The organism is Actinomadura soli (genome assembly GCF_005889715.1).
GTDB classification, from domain to species: Bacteria; Actinomycetota; Actinomycetes; order Streptosporangiales; family Streptosporangiaceae; genus Spirillospora; species Spirillospora soli.
On record NZ_VCKW01000114.1, the window covers coordinates 1 to 26,763 of the forward strand.

Below are 26,763 nucleotides of genomic sequence, written 5' to 3' on the forward strand. Positions count from 1 at the left end.
GGGCCGTCTCGTGCCGCCTGGGCTGCGGTCGCGGCTGACGCTGCCGCTTGCGCTGCTGACCGGGTTGCCGTTGTTGTTCTTTGTGCTGGGTCCCGGTCTCCTTGCGGCCTGCCTGCTGATGCTGGCGACCACGTGCGGGCTGAGCTACGAGCTGACCGTCCAGCGGCGGTTGGCGGACGCCGTTCCAGCGGAGATCCAGGGCCAGACGATGGGGCTCGCCAACACAGGGCTCATGACCGGCCAGGCCCTCGGCATCGCTGCTGCCGGGGGGCTCGCGGAGTTCGTCGCGCCGGGACGCGTCATCGCGATCTGCGGAGCCGCGGCCATCGCTGTCAGCCTGGCCCTGTACCGGTATCTGCGCTGAACGGCGTGCCCGGGGTGTTGTCCGGGCACGCCGCCCGCGTCACTTTTCCCAGGGGAACCTGTCGGCGAAGGCCGGTTTGAGGTCGTCCAGCCAGACCGCTTCGGGGTCGTACTGCGCGTAGAACGGCCTGCCGACGAGGTCGGCGTCGCGGCACTGGATGAAGTGGAGCGCGATGGCCTTCTCACCGTGGATGTCGACGACGCCGTCCACGCAGACCTTGCCCGGCGTGGCGGACATGGACGGGCCGCGGACGGTCCGCGACAGCCCGGAGACGCTCTTGTAGGCGTCCCGGAAGATGTCGTACGCCTGGACGAGCGGGACGGCGAAGTAGTCCTGCGGCCCTGTGTCGCGCTCCACGAACATGTAGTACGGGACGAGCCCCATCCGCGTCTGGACGCGCCACATGCTCTCCCAGGTCCGGGCGTCGTCGTTGATCGTCCGGATGACGGGGGACTGGGTGCGGATGACCGCGCCGGTGTCGCGGATGCGGCGGCACGCCTCGGCGACCATGAGCGGTTCGAGCTCGCGCGGATGGGTGAAGTGCGCCATGAACGCGAGGTTCTTGCCCGACTCGACGACCTGCTCGAACAGCCGGAGCATCTCGTCGGCGTCGGGGTCGGTGACGAACTTCTGCGGCCAGTACGCGAGAGACTTGGTGCCGATCCGGATGGATTCGAGCTGCTCCAGGTCCAGCAGCGGCTCGACGTAGCGGCGCAGCACCGGCTCGCCCATGATCATGGCGTCGCCGCCGGTGAACAGGACGCTCGTGACCTCGGGGTGCCCGATGAGGTAGTCGCGCAGGGCGGTGACGTCGTCCCCGGCCATCTTGAGGTCGGGCTCGCCGACGAACTGGGCCCACCGGAAGCAGTAGGTGCAGTAGGCGTGGCAGGTCTGCCCCTGCTTGGGGAAGTACAGGACGGTCTCGTCGTACTTGTGCTGCAACCCGGGGATCTTGCCGTCGCCGAAGCTCGGGATGTTCAGTTCCATCTGGCCGGCGGGGTGCGGGTTGAGCCGCATCCGCACCGTGTGGGCGGCGGCGTCGATCTCGGCCTTCGGCGCCTCGCGGCGCAGGAGATCGGACAGGTGCGCGACGTCCGCGGCCGGGAGCATGTCCTCCTGCGGGAAGACCAGCCGGTAGATCGGGTCGTCGGGCGCGGCCGACCAGTCGATGAGCTCCTCGATGACGTAGGCGTTCGTCCGGAACGGCAGCACGGTCGCCACCGCCCGCGTCGCGAGCCGCTGCGCGGGCGACAGCCCCGCGCGAGCGGTGAGCTCGTCGAGGTGCTTCGCCGTGAAGGCGCGGAACTTGCGACCAGTGGATCGCACTGCGGGAGCCGCGTCGTTCACCAGTGTCACGTGTAGGTACTCCTTGCTGTCAGCGGGGAGGGCGCACCCCCGGGGATGCGTCGTCACGGACCGTGATCAGAAATTCTCAGCACACCCCCCATTCAACCCTTTGAGACGGGTTCATACCGAATTGATGCCCCCTGCCCGGTAGGAACAAAGCTGGTCAAGGACGATCCAGACAAATCGCCTCGACATCATCGTTGACACCTCACCCCTAGTACAACGACAACGGCACGTTAACTTCTGCGTCACGAGACTCTGCGGCGTCAGACGTCTGGACGGCGCATCCGGGGACGCGCCCGATCCCCGCCTCCCGTCACGCCGGGCCACCATCTTCGGAAATACTGGGCGGACCGGCGAGGAGCGAACGGCGGGAGGGGCCTCGTGGACGCCGACCATCGGGACGGACCGGGGGCCCTGCCCGCCCGCGTGGTCGCCCTGGCCGCCGTGGCGGCGGTCACCTACGCGACGTTCCTGCTGGAGAGCCTGCTCAGCCCCGAGTTCGACGTCTTCAACGGCTACGTGAGCGAACTGTCGGCCGCCGACCAGCCGTTCAACGCGCTCTACGGCGGCGGGGACCTCGTCACCGGCGTCCTGGCGATCATCGTGGCGGGCGCGGCGCTGCGCGGGCTCCGGCGCAGGGCCCTCGCCACCGCCGGGTGGACGTTCCTCGGCCTGTTCGGCGTCTGCGCCGTCGCCGACGCGTCCTTCCCGCTGGACTGCGCGCCCAGCCGGGCGACCTGGTGCGCCCTGCGGGAACGCTCGGCGCACCTGTCGTTCTCCCACGAGTTCCACGCGGTGACGAGCGGCGGTGTGGTCATCTGCGGGGTGGCCGCGCTGCTGCTGCTGTCCCTGGCCGCCCGCCGGTACGGATGGTGGCCCGCCGTCGCCCGCTGGGGCCTGCCGCTCGCGCTGGCGGAGGCGGTGCTCGCGGCGGCCATGATGACGGCGATGTTCGCGGGGCGGTGGATCGGGGCCGTCCAGCGTATGCAGGTCGCGGCCCTGTGCCTGGGATTCCTGCTCGTCGCCTGGGCGCTCCACGCCGACCGGCGCGGCGCGGCGCCCTCCGGCCGGGCCGTGCCCGCCGTGGCGAGAGACGAGGCACGCGTGTGATCGAGATCGTGAACGCGGGCCGGGAGCGGGTGCACGTCGTCGAGTCGGGGCCGGTGGACGGCGTCCCGCTACTGCTGACGTCCGGGCTGGGCGGCGCCTGGTTCGACTGGACCCCGACCGTCGAGCGCCTCCGCGACGAGTACCGGACCATCGTGTTCGACCGCCCGGGCCTCGGCCTCAGCCCGGCCGCGAAGGCGCGGCCCACGCTGCTGCGCGACACCTGGGTCCTGGAGGCGCTGGCGGTGCGGGCGGACCGGCCGCTGATCGTCGTCGCGCACTCGATGGCCGCGTTCGCCGCCGAGGCGCTGGCCAGGCTGCGTCCCGAGCGCGTCCTCGGGATGGTGCTGGTCGATCCGAGCCATGAGCGCACCCGGCTCCCGCCGGTCCCCGTCGGCGCGGCGCTGACCCCGCTGGCCACGGCGGCCGGGGCGGTCCTCGACGCCACCCGGCTCGCCGGGGTCGCCGGGCCGCTCGGGCGCAGGCTGGTCCTCGGCCGCACGAGCCGCCGCGGCGAGGCCGTCCCGGACGAGGTCGTCCGGTCGGTGTACCGGCGCGGGACGGTGCTCGGCACGGTCCTCGCGGAGGAGATCGCCTACCGGGAGATGGCCGCGCGGCTGGCGTGGCTGCGCGGGCGGTACTCGTTCCCGCCCGTCCCGCTGGTGGTCGTGACCGCGCTCGGGGACGTCCGCGGCCCCCGCGGGAAGCGCGCCTGGGCCGAAGGCCACGAGCGGCTGGCGAGGATGAGCCCGCACGGGACCCGGGTCGAGCTTCCGGACGCCCTGCACATGGTGCCGCTCGACCGGCCCGACGTGCTCGCCGACGCGGTCTCCGGGATCCACCTGGCAACGGAGGCCGGGTGAGAAAGATCGCGGCCGTGCTTCTCGCCCTGCTCCTGGCCTCCGGCTGCGAGATGACGCAGCGGGTCTCCGAAGGGGCGTACCGCAACGCCGTCAGCGACGGCGTCGAGGACGAGCTGAAGGGCCAGGGCATCGAACTGCAAGAGCGCCCCCTCTGCACGACCCCGCAGACCGGCGCTGACTCGGTGGTGCGCGTGAAGTGCACGGCCCTGACCCGGACGAGCGAACCGGTCACCGTGGACGGCGTCGCCTACAACGCGGACACCGTCCGTCCGCGCGAGTCCTATGTCGTCACCGTCGCCGGACGCGAGGTGCTGCGCAAGGACTGCCTCTCCCTGGGCTGCGTTAGGCGCTGACAGAGCAACGAATCCGCATACGGAACGGAAAAACCGATCACCCAACGCATATGCTCCCGCACTGTCGGTGACGTTGCTGGTGTGGAAATACGTCGCAAGGCCGTGGAGATGAGTCGCCGGGTCATGGGCACGAACCGCAAGAAGGCCCTGATCCTGGGTTCCGCAGCGCTGCTCGTGCTCGTCCTGGTGGGCGGCGGTGTCGCGTTCGTGGTGACCGGCGGCGAGGAGCTGAAGTACCAGACGCAGTCCGCGCTGCGCAGGGCGATGCCCGTGACGGCGGCCGCCGAGCTGCAGCAGCGCGGCGTGACCCTGGCGTCCCCGCTGAAGTGCGAGGACCTGCCCGGCTGGACGAAGACGAAGATGCGCGTGTCCTGCACCGGGACGACGTCCGACAAGAAGCCGGTCGAGGTCCTCGGCAGCGGCGAGCAGGAGACGAGCAAGAACAACTACACGATCCTCGTGGACGGGCAGCCGGTCGTGGAGAACGCGTCGTGCCTGGGCGCCGACTGCCGCACGCAGGACGGCTGACCGGCGGGCCGCCGGGTCACGGATCGGGGTGACGATCGCCACCTCCGGCCCGGCACCGTCAAGACGGGTAGGGGAACGTCCTACGATGCGATGAGCTGCGTCGTCACGGCGCACCGCATTTCCCTTCACCCCTCCTGGAGCGGCCATGACCGGCACTGGGACGACGGCGCCCCATCCCGGGGCGACCGTGCGTCCGCTGCCGATCGCCGTCGACACGATGGGCGGCGACCACGCCCCCGCGGAGATCATCGCGGGCGCGGTGGAGGCGTCCCGCGAGCACGGCGTCCGGCTGGTGCTCGTCGGGCAGGCCCCGCGGATCCGCCGGGAGCTCGACCGGTACGGCTTCATGGGCAAGATCCCGATCGTGCACGCCGACGAGGCCCTGGACATGGGCGAGGGCGCGCTCGCGAGCTGGCGCAAGCCGCGCTCGTCCATCGCGATCGCCTGCCATCTGATCAAGCAGGGGCGGGCGTCGGCGCTGGTGTCGGCGGGCGGCACCGCCGGGGTGGTGGCGACGTCGCGGCTGCGGCTGAAGGGCCAGCAGGGCGTGATGCGCCCGGCGATCGCGGTGACGCTGCCGACGCGCCCGCGCCCGACGATCCTGCTGGACGCGGGCGCCACCACCGACGTCAAGCCGGAGGGCCTCGTCCAGTACGCGGCGCTCGGCACCGCATACGCGCAGATCCTGCTCGACCTGGACCGTCCGTCGGTCGGGCTCCTCAACATCGGCGCCGAGCCCGCCAAGGGCGGCAAGCTGACGAAACGGGCCCACGAGCTGCTCGCCGGGGGCAGCCACGGCATCGAGTTCGCGGGGAACGTCGAGGGCCACGACCTGCTGAGCGGACGGGTGGACGTCGTCGTCGCCGACGGGTTCACCGGCAACGTCGCCCTCAAGACCATGGAGGGCACGATCCGGACCGCGTTCGACGAGGTCCGCGAGGCGATGTCGGGCGGCGCGGCGGCGCGGTTCGGCGCGCTGCTCCAGCGCCGCCGCCTCCAGGACCTGCGGGACCGCCTCGACCCTGACACCTACGGCGGCGGCGTCCTGCTCGGCCTGAACGGCACGGTCGTGATCGCGCACGGCGCCTCGCACGCCCGCGCGATCACCTCGGCCTGCGAGCTGGCGCACCGGCTCGCCGCCGGACGGATCGTCGAGCGGATCCGCGAGCAGGTCGCGCTGACCCGCACGTCCAGGTTCGGCCGCCGGACGCACGCCGACCGCGACAGCGCCGAGACGCCCGCCAGGGAACCGGACGCGCCCGAGCCCAAAGAGCCTCCGGCCAGCGCTTAGGCGCTGCCAGGGCCCGGCACCGGGCGCGGCGAAAACCGGGTCCGGGCGCGGGTGCGGCGCCGATAGCCTTGAGACATGCCCGATCCGCAACACGTACTCGCCGCCCGGGTCCAGGCCGCGCTGGGCGCCGCCTTCGGACCGTCGTACGCGGACGCCGACCCGGTCATCCGGCCGTCGTCGTTCGCCGACCTTCAGGCCAACGTGGCGCTGCCGCTGGCCAAGAGGCTGGGCCGCCGGCCGCGAGAGGTCGCCGAGGAGATCGTCGCGAACCTCGACACCGCGGACGTCGTCTCGGACGTGGAGGTCAGCGGACCGGGCTTCATCAACCTGACGCTCAGCGACGGCTGGATCGCCGCCGAGGCGCAGCGGACGCTGTACGACGACCGGCTCGGCGTCCCGGCCACCGCCAAGCCGCAGAAGGTCGTCGTCGAGTACTCCTCGCCGAACGTGGCGAAGGAGATGCACGTCGGCCATCTGCGGACCACGATCGTCGGGGACGCGATCGCCCGCATCCTGGCGTTCCTCGGGCACGACGTCGTCCGCGACAACCACGTCGGAGACTGGGGAACCCCGTTCGGGATGCTGATCGAGCAGCTCCTCGACGTCGGCGAGGACGCCGCCGCGCGGGGCGACTCGTCCGTCAGCGACCTGACCGCGTTCTACCAGGCCGCGCGGGAGAAGTTCGACGGCGACGAAGCGTTCGCCGACCGGTCCCGGAGCCGGGTCGTGGCGCTCCAGGCGGGCGACCCGGAGACGCTGCGGCTCTGGAACGTCCTTGTGGACGTGTCCAAGCGGTACTTCAACGCCGTCTACGGGCAGCTCGGCGTCACGCTCACCGACGACGACATCAAGGGCGAGAGCTTCTACAACGACCTCCTCGCCTCGACCGTCCAGGAGCTGGAGGACAAGGGCATCGCGGTGATCAGCGACGGGGCGCTGTGCGCGTTCCCGCCCGGGTTCACCGGACGCGAGGGCGAGCCCCTCCCCGTGATCATCCGCAAGAGCGACGGCGGCTACAACTACTCCACGACCGACCTCGCGACGATCCGGTACCGGGTCGACACCGAGCACGTCGACCGGATGATCTACGTGGTCGGCGCGACGCAGGCGCTGCACTTCCAGATGGTGTTCGCGGTCGCGCGGACGGCCGGCTGGCTGAACGACGACGTCCAGGCCGAGCACGCGCAGATCGGCAGCGTCCTCGGCACCGACGGCAAGCTCCTGCGGACCCGGGCGGGCCGCACCGTCAAGCTCTCCGAGCTGCTGGACGAGGCCGTCGAGCGGGCCGGTGCCGCGTTCGACGGCGTCCAGCACGACGCCTCGTTCGACGCCGCCGACCGTCTCGCGATCGTCCGGGACGTGGGCATGGGCGCGGTGAAGTACGCCGACCTGTCGGTGGCGCGCGACAGCGAGTACATCTTCGACTTCGACCGGATGATCTCGTTCCACGGCAAGACCGGCCCGTACCTGCAGTACGCCACGGCGCGGATCCGGTCGATCTTCCGGAAGGGCGGCGTCGCCCCGCAGGACGCGACCGGCCCGATCGTCCTCGGCCACCCGGCCGAGCGGGCGCTGGCGCTGGAGCTGCTCGGGATCGGCACCGCCGTGCAGCAGGCCGGCGAAATGGCCGAGCCGCATCGGCTGGCCAACTACGTGTTCGGAGTCGCGGACGCCTACACGACGTTCCACGAGAACTGCCCGGTCCTGAAGGCCCCGGACGAGGCGACGAAGGCGTCCCGGCTGGCCCTGTGCGCCGCGACGCTGCGCACGCTCGTCACCGGCCTCGACCTCCTCGGCGTCCCCACCCCGGAACGCATGTGAGGGCAGTGTCCGCCCAGGGGGCGACCCCCTGGAACCCCCGTGACGCCGGCTGAGGTTCAGGCCCGGAGCGGCACACCCCGTTCGCGGGCGATCTCCTCGCGGACGGCCGGGACGACCTCCAGCGCGAACTCGGCCATCTGCGCCGGGTGGCCGCCGAACAGGAACGAGTCGACGCGGTGGCCGATCGCCAGCTCGGTCAGCTCGTTGATCCACTGGCGCGGCGGGCCGTGCAGGAACCCCCGCGCGTCCTTCGCGTCCAGCGACCCTTCGAGGACGTAGACGCGGCGGATCTCATCGGGGTCGCGGCCCGCGCCCGCGGCGGCGTCGTCGAGGCGCCGCTGCCCGTCCGCGAGCCGTTTCGGCGGGACGAGGGAGGACGGCGCGATCCAGCCGTCCGCGACGCGTCCGGCGAGGTCGAGGCCGCGCGGCCCGGTGACGCCCAGCCAGATGCCGATCTGGTGGACGGGCGCCGGACCGGCCTGCAGCGCCGTGAACCCGTAGTGCTCGCCCTGGAACCGGAGCCCGCTCTGGTCGCTCCAGTGCAGCCGGATGATCTGCACGGCCTCCTCAAGGGCACGCCGCGCCGCGGCCGCGCTCCCGGCGGACGCGCCCCCGGGCCGCGCGCCGCCGTACGCCTCGACGCCGTCCCAGGACGTGCCCGCGCCGAGGCCGAGCTCGACGCGGCCGCCGCTGAGCCGGTCCATCGTCGCGACCGCCTTCGCCAGGACGGCGGGCGGCCGCAGCGGCAGGCACGCCACCGCCGGCAGCACCCGGATCCGGGACGTGGCCGCCAGCGCGGCCGCCACCAGCGTGAGCGCGTCGGCGGTGTCGCGCCGGTACGGCTGGTCGCGGACGCCGAGGAGGTCGAGGCCGAACCGGTCCGACTCCTGGGCGGTGCGCAGCAGCGGGACCGACGCGTCCGGGACGAGGGACACGCCGAACCGCAGCGGCCCGCGCCCGCGCGCGGGCGTCACTGCAGGTAGCCTTCGACCTCGTCCGGCGGTCTCACGTCCTCCTGGCGCGGGTCCTCGCCCGCCTCCAGCCGGGCCCGGCGGCGGCGCAGCAGGTCCCAGCACTGGTCGAGCGCGACCTCCAGCGACTCCAGCCGCCGGTGCTCCTCCTCGCGGTCGAGCTCGCGGCGCTGGTAGCGCTCCCGGAGCCGCTGCTCCTCACCGACGTACTCGTTGATGCGCGCCAGGATGTCGTTCTCATCCATCGGCATCGCCGGTCGGCCTCAGCGCCGGCCGGAGCCGGTGAGCCCGCTGAGGAACCCGCCGTCCGTCCGCGTCGAGTGCTGGAGCGAGTTGGTCTTCGGCTCGACCATGGACGAGGCCGTGGACGCCGCGCTCCGCGCGGCGTCCACCGCACGGCTGGCGGGCGACTTGCGGGCCGCCGTCCGGGACGTGCCGGACTTGGCGTTCGTCCGTGTCCCGGACCGCTTCGCGGTGCCGGACTTGGCGCTCGCGGTCGTCCGCGACGTCGTGGGCTTGCGGGCCGCGGACGTCCGCGACTTCGGCGCGGTCTTCTTCGCCGTGCCCGACGACTTCGAGGCGGCCGTCTTCCGCGTCGTGGAGCCCGCCCGGGCCGAGGCCGCCGACCGGGACCTGCTGGACGCCGCCGACGTCGACTTGCGCGCCGTCCCTGACTTGGACGCCGTGCTCTTCTTCGCCGCCGTGCTCCTGGTCCCCGTGGACCTGGCCGTGGACCGGGCCGTCGTGGACTTGGCCGTCGTGGTGATGACCTTCGCGGCCGCGTCCATCGCCTTGGCGGCGTCGGACATCGCCTTCGTCGCGCTGGTCATGGCCTTGGTCATCGCCGTCATGGCCTTCGCCGACGTGGACGCCTTGGTCGCCACCGACTTCATCTGCGTCGCGGCGGTCTTGGCCTGGCTCGCGGCCTTGGTGACCCGGGTCGCGGCCGCCGACGACGACCGGCTGGACGCCGCCGTCGACCGCTTCGCCGTGCTGCTCTTCGCGGTGCCGCTCTTCGCCGTACCGCGTTTGGCGGTCGTGCCGCGCTTCGCGGCGGTCGTCCGGCCGGTCGCCGTCGTCCGCGTGGACGACCTCGCGGCCGACGTGCGCTTCGCCGCCGGCTTCCGGGCCGTCGACGCGCTCTTCTTGGTCGCTGGTGTGCTCTTCGTACGTGACGCTGTCTTGGTAGGCACTGATCTCCCCCCAGTGATGATCAGTTACGGGGAGATCTATTCCACGGTTTGTGATGCTCTACACACGCGGAGTCATATCAGCTCAGACGCCCACGGGATGCCAGACGGTCTTGGTCTCCAGGAACGCGGTCATGCGGGCGGTTCCGGGGTCGTCCGTCCATGCGCCGAATCCGGGCCGGGGCCGCAGGACGCGCTTCAGGTTCCCGGCCGCCTTGTCCTCCAGGCCGGGGACGTCGCCGCCGGCCGATCCGGTGAGGTCGATGCCGTTGACGTCCATGTGGGAGGCGAGCCACGGCGCGATCTCGTCCCGCCTGCCCGTGAGGACGTTGACGACCCCGCCGGGCAGGTCGGACGTCGCCAGCACCTCGGCCAGCGTGATGGACGGCAGCGGCGCCGGCTCGGACGCGACGACCACGCACGTGTTCCCCGACACGATCACCGGGGCCACCACCGAGACGAGCCCGAGCAGCGGCGAGTCCGGCGCGATGACGGCGACGACACCGGCCGGTTCGGGCGTCGAGAAGTTGAAGAACGGCCCGGACACGGGGTTCGACGCGCCAGCCACCGCCGGCAGCTTGTCGGCCCATCCGGCGTACCAGACCCACCGGTCGATGGCCGCGTCCACCTCCGCCGCCGCGCCGCTCTTGGACGCGCCCGCGCGCCGGACCTCGTCCGCGAACTGGTCGCGGCGGCCCTCCAGCATCTCCGCGACGCGGTACAGGATCTGGCCGCGGTTGTAGGCGGTCCGCCCGGACCAGCCGGGGAACGCCTTGCGGGCGGCGGTCACGGCGTCGCGGGCGTCCTTGCGGGACGCCTGCGAGGCGTTGGCCACGAACCGTCCCTTCGCATCGGTCACCGCGTACGACCTGCCGGACTCGGATCGGGGGAAGGCACCCCCGATGAACAGCTTGTACGTCTTGCGCACGGCCAGCCGCTCAGACATCGAGATAGCCCTCCAGCCCGTGGCGTCCGCCCTCGCGGCCGAACCCCGATTCCTTGTAGCCGCCGAACGGGGACGCCGGGTCGAACTTGTTGAACGTGTTGGCCCACACGACACCGGCGCGCAGGCGCTGCGCCGTCCACAGGATCTGCGAGCCCTTCTCCGTCCAGACGCCCGCCGACAGCCCGTACGGGGTGTTGTTCGCCTTGGTCACGGCCTCGTCGGGCGTCCGGAACGTCAGCACCGACAGGACGGGCCCGAAGATCTCCTCCCGCGCGATCCGGTGCGACTGGGCCACGCCCGTGAACACGGTCGGCGCGAACCAGAACCCCTGCGCGGGCAGCTCGCACGGCGGCGACCACGCGGTGGCGCCCTCGGCCTCCCCGGCCGCCGACAGCTCGCGGATCTTCGCGAGCTGCTCGGCCGAGTTGATCGCCCCGACGTCGGTGTTCTTGTCGAGCGGGTCACCGACCCGCAGCGTCGCCATCCGCGTCTTCAGCCGCTCCAGGACCTCCTCCGCGACCGACTCCTGGACGAGCAGCCGCGACCCCGCGCAGCACACGTGCCCCTGGTTGAAGAAGATCCCGTTGACGATGCCCTCGACGGCCTGGTCGAGCGCGGCGTCCGCGTAGACGATGTTGGCGGCCTTCCCGCCGAGCTCCAGCGTCAGCTTCGTGCCGGTGCCCGCGAGGACGCGCGCGATCTGCCGTCCGACCTCGGTGGACCCGGTGAACGCGACCTTGTCGACCCCGCCGTGCGCGACGAGCGCGCGGCCGGTCTCCCCCGCGCCGGTGATGATGTTGACGACGCCCGGCGGCAGCTCCGCCTGGCGGCAGATGTCGGCGAACAGCAGCGCGGTCAGCGGCGTCGTCTCGGCGGGCTTCAGCACCACCGTGTTCCCGCACGCCAGCGCGGGCGCGATCTTCCACGCCAGCATCAGCAGCGGGAAGTTCCACGGGATCACCTGCGCCGCCACGCCCACCGGCCTGGGGTCGGGCCCGAATCCTGCGTACGGGAGCTTGTCGGCCCATCCGGCGTAGTAGAAGAACCACGCGGCGACCAGCGGGACGTCCACGTCGCGGGACTCGCGGATCGGCTTGCCGTTGTCGATCGACTCCAGCACCGCCAGCTCGCGCGACCGCTCCTGGATGATCCGGGCGATGCGGTACAGGTATTTGGCGCGTTCCCGTCCGGGCATCGGGCCCCAGACGGTGTCGAAGGCCGTCCGGGCGGCGGCGACGGCGCGGTCCACGTCCGTCGCGTCGGCGCACGCGATGTCGGCGAGGACGGTCTCGTCCGCCGGGTTGATCGACTTGAAGGGCTCGCCGTGGCCGTCCACGAACTCGCCGTTGACGAACAGCCCGTACGAGGCGCGGATGTCGACGACGGCCCGCGACTCGGGCGCCGGCGCGTACTCGAAGGCCCTGCTCCCAGAAACCATGATCAGTCCAGCGTGAAGTAGTCGGGACCGGAATACACGCCCGTGGCCAGCTTGCGGCGCTGCATGAGCAGATCGTTCAGCAGGCTCGACGCGCCGAGCCTGAACCATTCCGGGGTCAGCCAGTCGGGCCCGGCGGTCTCGTTGACCAGCACGAGGTACCGGATCGCGTCCTTGGTGGTGCGGATGCCGCCGGCCGGTTTGACGCCGACCTGGCGTCCCGTCCGGGCCCGGTAGTCGCGGACGGCCTCCAGCATCACCAGCGTGACCGGCAGCGTCGCCGCCGGGGACACCTTGCCGGTCGAGGTCTTGATGAAGTCGGCCCCGGCCCGCATCGCCAGCCACGACGCCCGCCGGACGTTGTCGAGCGTGGCCAGCTCGCCCGTCTCCAGGATCACCTTCAGATGCGCCCGCCCGCACGCCTCCTTGACGGCCGTGATCTCGTCGAACACCTTCCCGACGTCGCCGGTCAGGAAGGCGCCCCGGTCGATCACCATGTCGATCTCGGCCGCGCCCGCGGCTACCGCCGCCCGGGTGTCGGCCAGCTTGGCCTCCAGCGGCGCCCGCCCGGACGGGAACGACGTCGCGACGCTCGCCACCCCGATTCCCGTCCCCTCCAGGGAGCGGACGGCGACGTCCACCAGGTCCGAGTACACGCACACGGCCGCCACCCGCGGCACCGACCCGTCGGACGGATCGGGACGGGCCGCCTTCGCGCACAGCGCCCGCACCTTGCCGGGCGTGTCCGCGCCCTCCAGCGTGGTCAGGTCCACCATCGCGATGGCCAGGTCGATGGCCTCGGCCTTCGCCGTCGTCTTGATCGACCGGGTCGCCAGCCGCGCGGCCCGCTCCTCGGCCCCCACCTGGTCGACGCCCGGCAGGCCCCGCAGGAACGCGCGCAGCTCAGCGGCGTCGTTCAGCGTCGTCGTCGACGCGGTCTCCGTTGACACGCTCCCAGCATCGCCGAACGACGCCCCCGGCACAAAACGGATGTTCGTTGACAGCGTCCAGTGCCATACAGCTAAAGTACTAACATGATAGTTCAATGGAGGTTGCGGTGATCGAGTTCCACCTGGACTCCGACTCGGGGGTATCGCCGTACATGCAGCTCGTCCGGCAGGTGAAGCACGCACTGCGGCTCGACCTGCTCCGGGAGGGCGAGCAGCTCCCCACGGTCAAGGACGTGGTCGCACAGCTCGCGATCAACCCGAACACCGTGCTCAAGGCGTACCGGGAACTGGAGCACGAGGGGCTCGTCGCACCGCGTCCGGGCCTCGGGACGTTCGTGACGCGCACGCTGGCCGGGAACTCGCTCGCCGCCCACGGCCCGCTGCGCAAGGACCTGGAGCGCTGGCTCGCCAAGGCCCGGCTGGCCGGGATGGACGACGAGAGCATCGAGGCGCTGTTCATGACCACATTTCGGTCCGCCGGTCAGGAGGAAATAGCATGACCGTCGCCCTTGAGGCCCAGGGTCTGGGCAAGAAGTACGGGAAGCGGTGGGCGCTCTCCGACTGCACGCTCGACATCCCGGCCGGACGGGTCGTCGGGCTCGTCGGGCCGAACGGGGCCGGCAAGACGACGCTGCTGAACCTGGCCGTCGGGCAGATCCAGCCGAGCGCGGGCAGCATCCGGGTGCTCGGCGGCCGGCCCGCGGAGGGCCCCGCGCAACTCGCCAAGGTCGGGTACGTCGCGCAGGACACGCCCACCTACGCCGCGCTGAGCGTCGCCGACCACCTCAAGCTCGGCGCGCGGCTGAACCCCTCGTGGGACGACGCCCTCGCCCGCAAGCGCATCGAGCGGCTCCGCCTCGACCCCGGGCACAAGGCCGGGAAGCTGTCCGGCGGGCAGCGCGCCCAGCTCGCCCTCACGCTCGGCATCGCGAAACGCCCCGAGCTGCTGATCCTGGACGAGCCCGTCGCCGCCCTCGACCCGCTCGCCCGCCGCGAGTTCCTGCAGGGCCTCATGGAGGCCGCCGTCGAGCACTCGCTCGGCGTCGTGCTGTCGTCGCACCTGGTGTCCGACCTGGAACGGACGTGCGACTACCTGATCGTGATCGTGGAGTCCCGGGTCCGGGTGGCCGGGGACGTCGACGACCTGCTCGCCTCCCACCACCGGCTCACCGGGCCGCGCCGCGACCCGTCCACGCTGCCCGCGGACCAGCACATCGTGTCCGAGAGCCACACCGACCGGCAGAGCACCCTCATCGTCCGCACGGACGCCCCCATCCACGACCCCGCGTGGACCGTCGGGCAGGTCGGGCTGGAAGACCTCGTCCTCGCCTACATGAGCGCCGAACAGGCGCGTCCCACCCTGGAGGCCGTCCGATGATCTGGCTGACGCTGCGGCAGTTCCGCGTCCAGGGCGCGGTGGTGTTCGGCGGCCTCGCCGTCCTCGCCGCCGCCCTCCTGATCACCGGCCCCGGCCTCGCGGACGACTACAACGAGGGAATCGCGGCCTGCGGCAGTCCGGACAACTGCTCGCGGTTCTACCGGAACTTCTTCATCGACCATCAGTACTACTTCGGCGGGCTGCTCGCCGTCGTCGTGTTCCTCCCGGGCATCATCGGGGTGTTCTGGGGCGCCCCGCTCATCACCCGCGAGCTGGAGCACGGCACGCACCGGCTCGTCTGGAACCAGAGCATCACCCGGAACCGCTGGCTGGCCGCGAAGGTCGGGCTGGTCGGCCTGGCCGCCGTGCTCGCCACGGGGCTCGCGGTCGTCGCCGTGGACTGGTGGTCCGACCCGCTCGACGAGACGGCGCTCAACCAGACCGAGACCACCAGCGCCGCGCGCATCTCCCCGATCGTCTTCGTGGCGCGCGGCATCGCCCCGCTCGGGTACGCGGCCTTCGCGTTCGCGCTCGGCGTCACCGTCGGCGTCATCGTCCGCCGGACCCTCCCGGCCATGACGATCACGCTGGTCGTCTTCATCGCCGTCCAGATCCTGATGCCGATGTTCGTGCGGCCCCACCTCGTCTCCCCCGTGAGCAGGACCATTGAGATCACGGCGGACAACCACGGGGACCTGATGCTGGACCAGAGCTCGGGGACGCCGCGCCTGCGAGTGGAGGTGGACGCGGCACGAGGGGCCTGGACGATCACGGACGAGACGGTCAACGCGTCCGGGAACAAGGTCAGCGAGATCGTGCTCCCCAAGTCCGGGAACCCGTGCGAGCCGGGGCCCCCGGATCCGAACGGCGAGCCTCCCAAGGGCCCGCCTCAGGCGTGCTTCGACTACATCAAGCAGCAGGGATTCCGGCAGAAGGTCGTCTACCACCCCGCCGATCACTTCTGGCCGCTGCAGCGGGCCGAGACCGGGCTGTTCGCCGTCCTCGCCCTTGGGCTGACGGGGCTCTGCTTCTACTGGACGCGCCGCCGCCTCTCCTAGCCGGCGCCCCTGACCCTCGTCCCACCGCCGGGACGGGGGTCAGGCCGAGAGGGTCAGGGCGCGCTGGAGACGTTCGGCGCTCGCGCGCATCCGGTTCGCCGACCTCGCGATCCCCGGGAGCCTGCCGGGACGGCAGGAGACGGCGAGGGCGCCGAGGACGCTCCCGGTCGCGTCCGTGACCGGGACGGCGGCGCAGCCGGTGCCGAGGGCGTACTCCTCGCGGTCGAGCATCAGCGCGCCGGACGAGTCGAGCGAGCGGATCAGCCGCGCGGGCTCGGTGATGGTGTGCGGGGTCAGGTCGACGAGCGGATGCCGGGACAGGTAGTCGCGGCGGCGGTCGTCCCCGAACTGGCTCAGCACGCACTTGCCCAGGGCGGTGGCGTGCGCGGCGTCCTGGAACCCGACCCACAGGTCAACGCGCGGGGCGCGCGGGCCGTCTGCGACGTCGATGAGGTGGATCTCATCGTCCACGTGCATGCTGAAGTAGGCGGCGGCGCCGAGCTCGTCCCGCAGCGACAGCAGGATCGGGCGGACGAGGGCGATGAGCTGCTGCGTCCGGCTCTGCTTGTGCAGGGCCCCGACGCGGTCGCCGAGCACCCAGGCGCCGTCCGACAGCCGGGTCGCGTAGCCCTCGTGCGCGAGCGTGCGCAGCAGGTGGTAGGTGGTCGCGAGCGGGAGCCGGGCCTCGCGGGCGAGCAGCTTGGCGGGCGCTCCGCTCGGATGGGACGCCACCGCCTCCATCAGACGCAGGGCACGCTGCACCGAGGCGATGAGCGTCGGCTTGCGTGTCTCACTCATCACGCACAGCGAACCCCTCCGCCCTGGTCCGGTCAAGGGCTTCGGCGACAGTCCAGCCCATTGGATCATTTCTGCTGTCCGGCGGGGCAGTGTTTCCCGATCCCGCCACGGGAAATGCCGTGCTCATGTAAGGACCACTCCGCGGCACGCCCCGCGGGGGCACGTCGGGACACGGCGCGTGGGGGTCGCCCCACAAGGAGCACGCATGAGCCAGACGCAGCGGACCAGCGGGCACGTCGACGAGCGGACGGCCCGGAAGGTCGCCGAAGAGGCGCGCGAGGCCGATTGGCGGCTGCCGAGCTTCGGCAGGCAGCTCTTCCTCGGCGACTTCCGCCTCGACCTCGTCCATCCGCATCCCCGTCCCGGCGCGGAGGCGCGGCGCAAGGGCGAGGAGTTCCTGGCCGCGCTGACCGAGTTCTGCGCCGCCAAGATCGACCCGGCGGCGATCGAGCGGGACTCGCGCATCCCCGACGACGTCGTCGCGGGCCTGCGCGACCTCGGCGCGCTCGGCATGAAGATCCCGGAGAAGCACGGCGGGCTCGGCCTCAGCCAGCTCTACTACGGGCGCGCGCTGATGATCGTCGGCTCGGTCAGCCCGGCGCTCGCCGCGCTGCTGTCGGCGCACCAGTCCATCGGCGTCCCGCAGCCCGTCAAGCTGTTCGGGACGCGCGAGCAGAAGGACGAGTGGCTCCCCCGCTGCGCCCGGCAGGTCAGCGCGTTCCTGCTGACCGAGCCCGACGTCGGCTCCGACCCGGCCCGGCTGCGCGCCACCGCCGTCCCCGACGGGGACGGCTACGTCCTCAACGGCGTCAAGCTGTGGACGACCAACGGCGTCGTCGCCGACCTGGTCGTCGTCATGGCCCGCGTCCCCAAGTCGGGCGGCCATCGCGGCGGCATCTCCGCGTTCATCGTGGACATGGCCACGCCCGGCATCACCGTGGAGAACCGCAACGCGTTCATGGGGCTGCGGGGCATCGAGAACGGCGTCACGCGGTTCCACGACGTCCGCGTCCCGAAGGCGAACCTGATCGGCGCCGAGGGCGCGGGCCTGAAGATCGCGCTGACCACGCTGAACACCGGACGCCTCTCGCTGCCCGCGATCTGCGCGGCGAGCGGCAAGTGGGCCGCCAAGATCGCGCGCGAGTGGTCGCGGGAGCGGGTGCAGTGGGGCCGGCCGGTCGGCGAGCACGAGGCCGTGTCCAGGAAGGTCGCGTTCATCGCCGCCACCGCGTACGCGATGGAGGCGATGCTCGACCTCTCCGGCCAGCTCGCCGACGACGAGCGCAACGACATCCGGATCGAGGCCGCGCTCGCGAAGCTGTGGACGTCGGAGATGGCGTGCCGCGCCGCCGACGAGCTGATCCAGCTGCGCGGCGGCCGCGGCTACGAGACCGCCGAGTCCCTCGCGGCCCGCGGCGAGCGCGGCGTGCCCGCCGAGCAGATGCTCCGCGACCTGCGCATCAACCGGATCTTCGAGGGCTCCACCGAGATCATGCACCTGCTGATCGCCCGGGAGGCCGTGGACGCGCACCTGTCGGTCGCCGGCGACATCATCGACCCGGACGCGTCCACCGGGCAGAAGGCGCGGGCGGCGGCCAAGGCGGGCGGATTCTACGCGCGCTGGCTGCCGACACTCGTGACCGGCGCCGGGCACCGCCCGTCCTCCTACAGCGAGTTCGGGCCGCTGGCCAGGCACCTCCGCTACGTCGAGCGCGCGTCCCGCAAGCTCGCCAGGTCGATCTTCTACGCGGCCGGACGCTGGCAGGGCGGCCTCGAACACCGGCAGGGCTTCCTCGGCCGGATGGTCGACATCGGCGCCGAACTGTTCGCGATGAGCGCGGTATGCGTCCGCGCGCACGCCGACTCGTCCGCCGAAGGCCCCTTCGTTTCGCCCGGCACCGCCCCGGGCATGTCGGCCGTCCGCCTCGCCGACGCCTTCTGCCGCCAGTCACGCGTCCGCGTCGAGGAGCTGTTCGACGGCCTGTGGCGCAACACCGACGCGATGGACGTGAAACTAGCCCGCTCCGTCCTCGCCGGCGACTTCGCCTGGGTGGAGGAGGGCGTCCTGGACCCGTCCATCCCCGGCCCCTGGATAGCCCCCTCCGACCCAGGCCCGACCGAAAAGCAAGACGTCCACCGCACCATCCCCTGACCCAGACCGGCGGGCGGGCCCGCCCAGTACGCATAGTCGATTGCATGTTCGATGACAGTGACATACTGTTGTCACACTGTCACCGTACGAAACTCAGAATGAGGTGGCCGCCGGGAAGGGCTGAATCGGGGCTGCGCGCCATCGATCCGCCGTTCGTCGCGCCCGGTCCGTGCGGGGTGGCGGTCCGGTGGGCCGCCCGCAAGCGGGAGTTGACGGGTGAGTCGTCGGCCCGGTGGGCTGGGGCGATCACCAAGGCCACCCACGACCAATGGGCCCTCGCCCGCCGCTGCCAGCACGCCCATGTACGCAGCCTTGAGGCGGGCGTGAAGACGATCGAGCACCGGCTATCGCTGCCGATCGCTCAGAAGGGCACCGAAGGGGCACCGGGTGGGTATCGGTCCCGGCAGGAATGGTTCGCCAAGAGCCGCCGCCTGGGGGTGTTGCGCGTTCGGCTGGAGCGCGAGCGCGCCGATTTCGCCTCCGGCCTGGTGCACGTGGTGCGCGGCGGAAAGAAGCTGGCCCGCAACCGCCATCATCTCGACGAGGCCCAGCTGACCGAGGGCGAGTGGCGGGAACAGTGGCAGGCTCGACGCTGGTTCCTCCAGGCCGACGGAGAGTCAGGCAAGAGGTACGGCAATGAGACCATTCGCGCCACGCCTGACGGTCGGGTGTCGATAAGGCTGCCGGCCCCCCTGGCGCATCTGGCGAACGCCCCGCACGGCCGGTATGTCCTGGCCGCCCGCGTAAGGTTCGCGCACCGGGGTACCGAGTGGCTCGACCGGGTGGAAGCGGACCGGGCGGTGGCGTACCGCATCCATCTGGATGCGGCGCGGGGACGCTGGTACCTCACCGCCTCCTGGCAGACCCCGACACGCCCGGCAGTCACGATCCGGGCCGCGCTGGCCGAGGGAGTGATCGGGGTGGACACCAACGCCGACCATCTGGCGGCCTGGCGCCTCGACCGGCATGGCAACCCCATCGGCGCACCACGCCGATTCGGCTACGACCTGACCGGGTCGACCGGTCGCCGCGACGCCCAGGTACGGCGCGCCCTCACCCGTCTGCTGCACTGGGCCGAAACCTGCGGCGTGCGCGCCATCGCCGTCGAGGACTTGGACTTCGCCCAAGACAAGACGCGTGAGAGGCACGGCCGTCGCAAACGGTTTCGGCAACTGATCTCCAACCTGCCGACGGGGAGGCTGCGGGTGCGGCTGAACTCGATGGCCGACCGGACCGGTATCGCGATCATCGCCGTGGATCCCGCCTACACCAGCAAGTGGGGCGCCCGGCATTGGCAGGAGCCCCTCACCAGCAAGACCCGAAAGACCACCCGGCACGATGCCGCCGGCATCGCGATCGGGCGACGCGCCCAAGGGCATCCGATCCGGCGACGGACGGCACCGCCCCCTGCTCACCGGAGCGATGAGCAGGGGCATCGGACCGTCCAGGCCCGACCGGCCGCCCCAGGACGTGAGGGAACCCGCCGTCCCGCCACGGACCACGCACATGATGCGTGCCGCCGGGCGGGGAGTGTCCGACGAACGCGGGAGACCAGCGCATCCAGGACCGTTCGGGATGCGCGCGGCGCCGGACGGTGGGTCCAAGATCCACTGATGGACGCTGTTCAGGAACGGTAGACTGGCGCGACTTTGCGCCGGAGATCGAACCGTCCCTTGCGGGTCAGGTCATTTCGGTCCGGCGAACGAGAGCCGAACGCCAACGCACCCAGCGAGCGGGAAGTATGCAGTCACCTGGTCAGAAGAAGTCCATCGCAGCAACGCTCCTCAACCTCGTCGGCAGCCGTCCGAAGAAGGCGGGGCCCGCGCAGGGGCCCGCACCGGACGGCGACGTCGTCCAGCCGGCGGCCGGGGAGGGGTCGCTGGAGAACCATCTGGGCGGGGACGAGGCCCGCAACTACCGCAAGTACGAGTTCGACACCGTCGCGCCGCACGTCGGCCGGTCGATGCTGGAGGTCGGGTCCGGCCTCGGGCACTTCTCCGAGCAGTTCGCCGGGCGCCTCGACTACCTCGTCGTCAGCGACAACGACCCGTACTGCGTCGGCGAGCTGCGCAAGCGCTACGACGGCAGCGACGACGTCGAGGTCATCGACCTGGCCCTGCCCGCCGAGATCGAGATCCGGCAGAAGGTCGACACGGTCGTGATGATGAACGTCCTGGAGCACATCAAGGACGACGCGCAGGCGCTGCGCGACCTCGCCGCCGTCACCCAGCCCGGCGGCCGCATCGTGATCTGGGTGCCCGGCTACATGCAGCTCTACGGGGACTTCGACCGCAAGGTGGGGCACGTCACTCGCTACACGCCGTCGACGCTGGAGGAGACCGTCCGCGCGGCGGGGCTCGTCCCGGAGGTGCTCAAGCCGATCAACTTCCTCGGCGGGATCGCGTGGTGGTTCGCGGTCCGCCGCGGCGGCGCGGGCTACCCCGACCCGAAGCTCGTCAAGATCTACGACCGGACGGTCGTGCCGCTCACCCGCACCATCGAGCGGTTCGTCCGGCCGCCGTTCGGCCAGACGGTCTTCTGCGTCGCGCGCGTTCCGCGCTGACGAGAACGTTCCGGCGACGGGAACGGGTCACGAAGAACGGCCTGTTCCCGTCGCCTTTTTCCGTCCCGCCGAGAGGTATGTCTTTCGGTGCCCCGGGGCGCGCCTGCCACGAAACTGGGCGGTGGCCGGAACGGTCCCGGGCCCGCCTCTCCGGGCGGAGAAGCACCGCCTGCTTCCGCGTGCCGCGGCCGTGAAGGCCGGCCACGAAGTTCCCGTGTGGTCCGACGGTCCGGAGGCGGGGGTCCTGGGAGGGGAGATCCCCGCCGCCGGATCAGGCCCGCACCCCGTTCCCGGTGAACAGTGACAGCCGGTGCGCGGTGGCGGCGGCTTCGCCGCGGCTCGCGACGTCCAGCTTGCCGAGGATGTTGGAGACGTGGACGCTGGCCGTCTTCACCGAGATGAACAGCGCCTCGGCGATGTCGCGGTTGCTGCGGCCCTCCGCGACCAGCCGCAGGACCTCGAACTCGCGGGGTGTGAGGCCGAGCGGCGCGGACTCGTCGGTGCGGCGGGTGCGGGTGCGGCGCTGCAGGTCGGCGATCTGCTCGCCGAGCGGCGCGGCGCCGAGCCGGTCGGCCAGCTCGGCCGCGGCGCCCAGCCGTTCGGCCGCGCCGTCGTGGTCGCCGCCCGCCACCGCGGCCTCCGCCGCGCGGAACAGCGCCCGCGCCTGGTAGTACGGGCTGCACAGCGCGTCCCAGGCCGCGGCGACCTCGTCCCATGCCCCGAGGTCGAGGACGCCGCGGGCACGGGCGTGCTCGGCGTGGAACGTGAGCTGGTGCGCCCGCTGGAGCGGGCCGCTGACGCGGAGCCCGGCGGCGCGCTCCTCGATGCGCCGCAGGTCGGCGGCGGCCGTGTCGCCCAGCTCCGCGCAGACCGAGGCGCCGACGACCAGCGCGGGCCAGGCGTACCGGGCGTCGTCGGGCAGGCCGCCGTGGTCGAGGACGGGCCGGACGGCGTCCAGCGCGGCCTCCACGCGGCCTTCGGCGAGCGCGAGCTGCGCCTCAAGCCACAGCGTGGCGAAGTAGTCCTGCGTCTTGACCCACTTCATCTTCAGGTTCATGATCTCGCGGGACAGGACGAGCCGCTTGGACGCCGTCGCCAGGTCGCCGCGCGCCAGGGCCACCCACCCGGACAGGACGAGCAGCGACGTGCGCGTCGTGACCGCGGGGTCCTGCTCCATGGCGTGGTTCAGGACGGCCATGGCCTCGTCCCACCGGCCGAGCGACACCAGCGGTTCGGCCTGGTTGATGGACATGAACGTGCCCTGGGTGCGGGCGACGCCGTACTCGCGGGCGAGTTCCTTGCCGCGCCCGGCGATGGCGGCGGCCTTCTCGTGCCGTCCGGCGCCCTCCAGGAAATGCGACTTGATCACGTAGTAGCGCAGGAGCACCTGGTGGTGGCCGCTGCGCTCCACCGTCTCCTCGACCTCGGCGAGCGCGGCGGAGTTGTCGTAGTCGATGTCGGCGCAGAACCGGGTGATCAGCGCCTCGGCCTCGGTGACGGGGTCGTCGAGCCGGCGCGCGATGGCGAGCGACTCGGCGGCCGCCCTGCGGGCCTCACCGATGTCGGGGGTGATGCGGACGTAGTTCCCCAGCGTGGACAGCGCCCGTGCCCGCAGCGCGCTGGGCGGGTCGCTCGGCAGGGCCTCGACGGCGGCGCGCAGGTCTTCGACGAAGCCGGGACGCGCCATCTGGTAGCGCATCCGGCCCCGCATCACCAGCAGCGTCGCGAGCCGCGCCCGGTCGTCCGGGGCGCCGTTCGCGACCGCGTCCTCGACCTCGTGGAGCGCGGCGGTGACGAGCTTGATACCGCGGTCGTACTCGCCGGCCTGGTCGGCGGCGGTCGCCGCGTCCTGCAGGACCTTGATGTGGTTGGCGTCGATGCGTTCTTCGGCGTCCGGGACCTGATCCCACAGTTCCAGGACGCGTGACAGCATCGCCAGGCACTCGGCGTAGGCGAGGGCTTTACGGGCCTCGGCGGCGGCGCGCCAGGACGCGACCAGGGCCCACACGATGTCGTGGGCGGCGTTCCAGTGGTAGCTCAGCTCGACCCAGAGCCGACCGGCCGGAACCAGCCCGGGGTCGTCCTCCAGGGCTTCGGCGTAGCGCTTGTGCAGCCGCGTGTACTCGCCGGGCAGCAGGTCGTCGTGGACGGCCTCGCGGATCAGCGCGTGCCGGAACGCGTAGCCGTCGCCGTCCACCACCAGGACGTTCGCCGCCACGGCGGGACGGAGCACCCGGGTCAGCGCCGCGTCCCCGAGCCCGGTCACGGCCGACAGCAGCGCGTGCTCGATGCGGGTGCCGCCGCCGCTGGCGTCGCGCAGCACCTCCTGTGTCTCCTCGGGAAGCCGCTGGACGCCCGCGAGCAGCAGGTCGCGCAGCGACTCGGGCAGCTCGCACGCCAGCGTCCCGTCGTCGTCGAGCAGCGCCTCGATGAACAGCGGGTTGCCCTCGCTCCGCGCCGCGATCCGGTCGACGAGCCCGGCCGGCGGCATCTGCCTGTCGCCGAGCAGCTCGGTGACGAGGCCGGCGACGTCGGCCCGCGACAGCGGCGCGATCTCCATCCGCCGGACACGTTCGACCCGTTCCAGCCCGGCCAGGAGCGGCCGCAGCGGATGGGTGCGGTGCAGCTCGTCCGACCGGTACGTCATGACGATCAGCACCGGCGCCGTGCCGAGGTTGCGGATGAGGAACGCCAGCAGATCGCGGGTGGACCGGTCGGCCCAGTGCGCGTCCTCGATCACCAGCACGACCGGGCCGCGCTCCGCCAGCCGCTCCAGCAGCGTCAGCATGACCTCGAACAGCCGCGCGCGCTCCTCGCCCGACGCGGCGTCGGTCTCCGGCTCCCCGAACTCCGGCAGCAGCCGGGCGAGGCCGCCGGTGTCGCCGCGCGGCACGAGCCCGGCGACGCCGTCGATGCCGATGTCGCGGACGAGGTCGCGCAGAACGGTCGTGAACGGCGCGAACGGCAGGCCGTCGGAGCCGAGCTCCAGGCAGCCACCGGCGAGCACCCTGGCCCGCTCCCCGTCGACGGTGCTCGTGAACTCGCGCATCAGCCGGGTCTTGCCGAGACCCGCGTCGCCGCCGACGAGCACGGCCCCGGGCGCGCCGGCGAGGGCGTTCTCCAGCTCCGCCAGCTCGGCCGACCTGCCGATCAGGACGGGACTCATCGCACGTGGGCTCACGTCCCAAGCATGCCAAATGGATCGGACATTCCCACCTGATTATCGCTCCGCCGGACGCCACCGGGCGGCCCGGCCTTGTTGACGGGACGTCCAATCCGGGTGAGGCTGGCCATCGGGGGTGATCGCGATCCGGTTCTCACTGTTCTACGAGCACCAGTTGCCGCGGCCGTGGGAGGACGGGCAGGAGCTGAAGCTCTACCAGGACGCGCTGGACCAGGTGGAGATCGCCGACCGGGTCGGCTTCGACTACGTCTGGGAAGTCGAGCACCATTTCCTGGAGGAGTATTCGCATTCGTCGGCGCCGGAGGTGTTCCTGGCGGCCGCGTCGCAGCGGACCAAGCGGATCCGGCTCGGGCACGGGATCGTCCAGTTGCCGCCCGCCGTCAACCATCCGGCCCGCATCGCCGAACGTGTCGCGACGCTCGATCTCGTCTCCAACGGCCGGGTGGACTTCGGGACGGGCGAGTCGAGTTCGAGCGCGGAACTCGGCGGGTTCGGCGTCCGCCGCGCCGACAAGCGCGCCCAATGGCAGGACGCGATAGACGCCATCACCCGGATGTTCGTCGAGGAGCCGTTCGCCGGATGGAATTCCGCCGACATCACGATGCCGCCGCGGAACGTCCTGCCGAAGCCCTTGCAGAAGCCGCATCCGCCGCTGTGGGTGGCGTGCTCGCGCCGGGAGACGATCCAGTTCGCGGCGCGGAACGGCATCGGCGCGCTGTCGTTCTCGTTCGTCGAGCCGGAGGACGCCGGCAGATGGGTGGACGACTACTACCGCATCATCGCGTCCGACGAATGCGTCCCGGCGGGCTTCGCGGTGAACCCGAACGTGGCCGTCGTCCTGCCGATGATGCTGCATGAGGACGAGGCCACCGCCATCGACCGGGGCATCGACGGAGCGCATTTCTTCGCCTTCGCGCTGGCGCACTACTACGGGACGACTCCGCATGACCCCGGACGCACCAATGTCTGGGACGAGTTCCTGCGGCGGCGCGAATCCCGCGGCTTCTCCCGCCAGGAGATCATCGCCAACGCGGAGAGCCTCAACGTCAATGTCGGGTCGCTTCGCGGCGCCGTCGGCACACCGGACCAGGTCACCGAACTCATCCGGCGGTACGAGTCGGCCGGCGTCGACCAGATCTCGTTCGTCCTGCAGGCGGGGCCGAACAAGCACGAGCACATCTGCGAGTCCCTCGAACTGTTCGGGAAATCGGTGCTGCCGCGCTTCACCGAAGGACGGGACGAACGCGAGGCCGAAAAGGCCGAACGCCTCGCGCCCGCCATCGAAGCCGCCCTCGCCCGCCGCGAACCGGCACGGAAACCGCCGCCCGGCTACCGCATCGACGAGGACGCGGAAGTCACCCGCGTCCACCGTTCCTCGCGGCGGCGCCCCATCCGCGTCGACGTCCGCACCGCCGCTCGCAGAAGGTGCCAGCAGGGCTTCTACAAGCTCGTCCACGGCCGCTCCGACGCGCAGATCGAAAAGCGTTTCGGCCCCGGCGCGCAGCGCGTGTTCTTCGCCGGGATGGCCCGTGCCTTCGACCCGTCCGCCTCGGCCGGATTCACCGGCGAGCTGGAGTTCCGGCTCACTCGCGCCCAAGGCCGGACCGTGTGGACGCTGCACATCGGAAAGTCCCGCGCCCGCGCCCGGTCGGGCCCGGCACGGGACCCGGCCCTCACCCTCACGCTGGCGACGGCCGATTTCCTGCGAATCCTCGCCGGCGACGCCAACCCGGCGTCGCTCCTCATGGACGGCCGCCTCGAACTGCGCGGCGACCACTACCTGGCGCCGCGCCTGAGCGAGATGTTCGGCGGCCCGTCGCCCTACTGACGTTGGGGTGGCCGTGGTCCCCCGATGTCCACGGCCACCACACAGTCAGACGTCCACACCCCCTGTAATAGTTCGCGGTCTTTACAGAAAAGATCTACGGTCACGGGGCCACTGGCGCGCTAGCCGGAGGGGCGGCCGGCGACGAGGTCGCTCAGCCAGTCGCCCAGCCGCTGGAGGGGCAGCCGGTACCGGCGCTCGCGCGCCCGGGAACGGCGCTCCTTCCGCGAGCCCTCCGCGTAGCGGCGCCGAGCCCACAAAGAGTCAGGACGAGCCAGCCGGACGGCCCCGGCGAACGCCACCACGCCGATGAACAACCCGATGAGCCCGGTCCAGATCTTGCCCTTCAGAAGCGCGATGAAGGCCAAGCACAGGTTGAAGATGAGCGCTAACGCGATCGCCCACATCCCGTCCCCGGCGGCGTCGTCCATCCCCGCCGGCCGCAGCCCCACCAGCAGCAGTCCGCACATCGCGACGGTGATGAACACGACCTCGACCGACAACCGGCCCTGTTCGCTCCAGTAGACGTCCTTCAAATGGAGGACGAGCGCGAACTCGTCCAGCACCAAGGCCGTGCCGACCCCGAACACCGCCGCGGCCGCCCCCGCCCATCCGGAGGACCCGTCCGCGATGGCC

22 protein-coding genes and 2 pseudogenes are annotated in these 26,763 nt (G+C 71.8%); 14 read left to right on the forward strand and 10 right to left on the reverse strand.

Annotated elements, in window-relative coordinates; translation table 11 throughout:
- Nucleotides 1-364 (forward strand): annotated as a pseudogene (locus ETD83_RS42695) (MFS transporter); the annotation flags it as partial.
- A 39-nt stretch (nt 365-403) separates the two neighbouring features.
- Here ETD83_RS42695 and ETD83_RS21950 read toward each other — a convergent pair.
- On the reverse strand, nt 404-1,720 hold the full coding sequence (locus tag ETD83_RS21950; protein WP_138647025.1) for a KamA family radical SAM protein: 1,317 nt from the start codon (nt 1,718-1,720) through the stop codon (nt 404-406).
- Between the two features lie 375 nt (nt 1,721-2,095).
- Here ETD83_RS21950 and ETD83_RS21955 point away from each other — a divergent pair, with 375 nt between their 5' ends.
- The 6 genes from ETD83_RS21955 (at nt 2,096) to argS (ending at nt 7,677) form a co-directional block, all read left to right on the forward strand.
- Nucleotides 2,096-2,824, forward strand: a complete 729-nt coding sequence (locus ETD83_RS21955; protein WP_138647026.1) for a DUF998 domain-containing protein — start codon at nt 2,096-2,098, stop codon at nt 2,822-2,824.
- Nucleotides 2,821-3,684 carry an alpha/beta fold hydrolase gene (locus ETD83_RS21960; protein WP_230421074.1) on the forward strand — a complete coding sequence of 288 codons (864 nt, stop codon included), beginning with the start codon at nt 2,821-2,823 and terminating at the stop codon, nt 3,682-3,684. The genes ETD83_RS21955 and ETD83_RS21960 overlap by 4 nt, the downstream gene beginning before the upstream one ends.
- Nucleotides 3,681-4,037: a hypothetical protein gene (locus ETD83_RS21965; RefSeq protein ID WP_138647027.1), complete on the forward strand. Its 357-nt coding sequence runs from the start codon at nt 3,681-3,683 to the stop codon at nt 4,035-4,037. The genes ETD83_RS21960 and ETD83_RS21965 overlap by 4 nt, the downstream gene beginning before the upstream one ends.
- Before the next feature lie 123 nt (nt 4,038-4,160).
- Nucleotides 4,161-4,565 carry a hypothetical protein gene (locus ETD83_RS21970; protein WP_138647028.1) on the forward strand — a complete coding sequence of 135 codons (405 nt, stop codon included), beginning with the start codon at nt 4,161-4,163 and terminating at the stop codon, nt 4,563-4,565.
- Between the two features lie 145 nt (nt 4,566-4,710).
- Entirely contained in the window at nt 4,711-5,856 is a 1,146-nt protein-coding gene (gene plsX / locus ETD83_RS21975) for a phosphate acyltransferase PlsX (RefSeq protein WP_230421075.1), read from the forward strand.
- Nucleotides 5,857-5,931: 75 nt separating this feature from the next.
- Nucleotides 5,932-7,677: an arginine--tRNA ligase gene (gene argS, locus ETD83_RS21980; RefSeq protein ID WP_138647029.1), complete on the forward strand. Its 1,746-nt coding sequence runs from the start codon at nt 5,932-5,934 to the stop codon at nt 7,675-7,677.
- Nucleotides 7,678-7,733: 56 nt separating this feature from the next.
- Here argS and ETD83_RS21985 read toward each other — a convergent pair whose 3' ends face one another.
- The 6 genes from ETD83_RS21985 to deoC form a co-directional block, all read right to left on the reverse strand.
- Nucleotides 7,734-8,651: an LLM class flavin-dependent oxidoreductase gene (locus tag ETD83_RS21985; protein WP_138647030.1), complete on the reverse strand. Its 918-nt coding sequence runs from the start codon at nt 8,649-8,651 to the stop codon at nt 7,734-7,736.
- On the reverse strand, nt 8,648-8,893 hold the full coding sequence (locus ETD83_RS21990; RefSeq protein ID WP_205717811.1) for a DUF2630 family protein: 246 nt from the start codon (nt 8,891-8,893) through the stop codon (nt 8,648-8,650). The genes ETD83_RS21985 and ETD83_RS21990 overlap by 4 nt, the downstream gene beginning before the upstream one ends.
- A gap of 18 nt (nt 8,894-8,911) precedes the next feature.
- A complete protein-coding gene (locus ETD83_RS21995) occupies nt 8,912-9,841 on the reverse strand; it encodes a hypothetical protein (protein WP_138647032.1) in 930 nt (309 codons plus the stop codon).
- Between the two features lie 82 nt (nt 9,842-9,923).
- The gene (locus tag ETD83_RS22000; protein ID WP_138647033.1) at nt 9,924-10,784 is read right to left on the reverse strand and encodes an aldehyde dehydrogenase family protein; all 861 of its coding nucleotides are present in this window, start codon (nt 10,782-10,784) and stop codon (nt 9,924-9,926) included.
- Nucleotides 10,777-12,222 carry an aldehyde dehydrogenase family protein gene (locus tag ETD83_RS22005; RefSeq protein WP_138647034.1) on the reverse strand — a complete coding sequence of 482 codons (1,446 nt, stop codon included), beginning with the start codon at nt 12,220-12,222 and terminating at the stop codon, nt 10,777-10,779. Before ETD83_RS22005 ends, ETD83_RS22000 begins: the two co-directional genes overlap by 8 nt.
- Before the next feature lie 2 nt (nt 12,223-12,224).
- On the reverse strand, nt 12,225-13,169 hold the full coding sequence (deoC, locus tag ETD83_RS22010; protein WP_138647035.1) for a deoxyribose-phosphate aldolase: 945 nt from the start codon (nt 13,167-13,169) through the stop codon (nt 12,225-12,227).
- A gap of 95 nt (nt 13,170-13,264) precedes the next feature.
- On the opposite strand from deoC, the gene ETD83_RS22015 reads away from it, so the two are divergent.
- Genes ETD83_RS22015 through ETD83_RS22025 form a run of 3 tightly spaced genes read left to right on the forward strand, consistent with a single transcriptional unit; the run spans nt 13,265 to nt 15,605 of the window.
- Entirely contained in the window at nt 13,265-13,669 is a 405-nt protein-coding gene (locus ETD83_RS22015) for a GntR family transcriptional regulator (RefSeq protein ID WP_171064369.1), read from the forward strand.
- Nucleotides 13,666-14,547 (forward strand): ABC transporter ATP-binding protein, encoded by an 882-nt coding sequence (locus ETD83_RS22020; protein WP_138647036.1) that lies wholly within the window; start codon nt 13,666-13,668, stop codon nt 14,545-14,547. Before ETD83_RS22015 ends, ETD83_RS22020 begins: the two co-directional genes overlap by 4 nt.
- A complete protein-coding gene (locus ETD83_RS22025; protein ID WP_138647037.1) occupies nt 14,544-15,605 on the forward strand; it encodes an ABC transporter permease in 1,062 nt (353 codons plus the stop codon). The genes ETD83_RS22020 and ETD83_RS22025 overlap by 4 nt, the downstream gene beginning before the upstream one ends.
- A gap of 39 nt (nt 15,606-15,644) precedes the next feature.
- Here the strand turns inward: ETD83_RS22025 and ETD83_RS22030 are convergent, their stop codons facing one another.
- Entirely contained in the window at nt 15,645-16,403 is a 759-nt protein-coding gene (locus ETD83_RS22030; protein WP_138647038.1) for an IclR family transcriptional regulator, read from the reverse strand.
- 205 nt (nt 16,404-16,608) lie between these two features.
- Between ETD83_RS22030 and ETD83_RS22035 the strand changes: the two genes are divergently transcribed.
- From ETD83_RS22035 to ETD83_RS22045, 3 genes are all read left to right on the forward strand, one after another.
- Nucleotides 16,609-18,555: an acyl-CoA dehydrogenase family protein gene (locus ETD83_RS22035; protein WP_138647039.1), complete on the forward strand. Its 1,947-nt coding sequence runs from the start codon at nt 16,609-16,611 to the stop codon at nt 18,553-18,555.
- A 44-nt stretch (nt 18,556-18,599) separates the two neighbouring features.
- Nucleotides 18,600-20,192, forward strand: coding sequence for a transposase (locus ETD83_RS22040; protein ID WP_230421076.1), 1,593 nt, complete (start codon nt 18,600-18,602; stop codon nt 20,190-20,192).
- A gap of 104 nt (nt 20,193-20,296) precedes the next feature.
- Nucleotides 20,297-21,118: a class I SAM-dependent methyltransferase gene (locus ETD83_RS22045; protein ID WP_138647040.1), complete on the forward strand. Its 822-nt coding sequence runs from the start codon at nt 20,297-20,299 to the stop codon at nt 21,116-21,118.
- Between the two features lie 271 nt (nt 21,119-21,389).
- On the opposite strand, the gene ETD83_RS45720 is transcribed toward ETD83_RS22045, so the two are convergent.
- The gene (locus tag ETD83_RS45720) at nt 21,390-24,299 is read right to left on the reverse strand and encodes a helix-turn-helix transcriptional regulator (RefSeq protein WP_329602942.1); all 2,910 of its coding nucleotides are present in this window, start codon (nt 24,297-24,299) and stop codon (nt 21,390-21,392) included.
- 118 nt (nt 24,300-24,417) lie between these two features.
- Between ETD83_RS45720 and ETD83_RS22055 the strand changes: the two genes are divergently transcribed.
- Nucleotides 24,418-26,130 (forward strand): LLM class flavin-dependent oxidoreductase, encoded by a 1,713-nt coding sequence (locus ETD83_RS22055; protein WP_138647042.1) that lies wholly within the window; start codon nt 24,418-24,420, stop codon nt 26,128-26,130.
- Nucleotides 26,131-26,249: 119 nt separating this feature from the next.
- On the opposite strand, the pseudogene ETD83_RS42700 reads toward ETD83_RS22055, so the two are convergent.
- Nucleotides 26,250-26,763 (reverse strand): annotated as a pseudogene (locus ETD83_RS42700) (hypothetical protein); the annotation flags it as partial.